Consider the following 625-nt stretch of genomic DNA (forward strand, 5'->3'; position numbering starts at 1 on the left):
AACCTATGAAAAGAATTGGTAGTTCTGTAGCTGGGTTTCTTTCTGGTTATAAGCATATTGTGTTTTCTAAGAATGTTGAAAAGCGTGTCTCTGCCTACTTTAAGGTTAGCTTTATCAAAGTCCTGTTTGAGAGATTTTTTGAGTTTACGTACGCCTTCTCTAGGCAAGGATCTGCGTTTTTGGTTGACAATTTGAATGATCTGTTGTTCAAGTTTTAAACGTTTATCAGCTCTATATTTATACTTGTAGTATGCATCACGTTTAAGCCCGAAAGACTTACAAATAGTTGTTAAAGACGCAAATCCTTTAGCTTTGTCTTTAGTTTTATTTACCGCTCTATATTTAGCTTTTTTTTTAGTTCTGCAACAGATTTATAGCCAAGATCTTCGGCAGCAACTTCCAGGTATGAATCTTGAATCATTGCATCTAAGTCTTTCTTTAACAACAATTTTTTTAGTTGTTCAATCTCTTTTTGAAGTTCTTTAATACGTGTTATTTCGTCTTTGGTTTCCACTTTGATTCTGGTGTTCATAAGGTCTTTACGGTTGTACTTTCTAATCCATTCATTAATGGTGGTTGGTGCAATTCCATAAGCCTTACCTAATTGATACTTGTTTAATTTTCC

At 33.8% G+C, this 625-nt stretch carries 2 protein-coding genes; one reads left to right on the forward strand and one right to left on the reverse strand.

What is annotated here, in order from left to right:
• A partial coding sequence (locus tag K7G79_RS14705) for a hypothetical protein (protein WP_223552351.1) occupies nt 1-218 on the forward strand: 218 nt, incomplete at its 5' end.
• A 110-nt stretch (nt 219-328) separates the two neighbouring features.
• Here K7G79_RS14705 and K7G79_RS14710 read toward each other — a convergent pair.
• The coding region (locus K7G79_RS14710; protein WP_223552352.1) for a transposase at nt 329-625 on the reverse strand (297 nt) is incomplete at its 5' end.

Origin of the sequence: Aestuariivivens sp. NBU2969, assembly GCF_019931125.1 — a bacterium.
Classification (GTDB): Bacteria; Bacteroidota; Bacteroidia; order Flavobacteriales; family Flavobacteriaceae; genus Aestuariivivens; species Aestuariivivens marinum.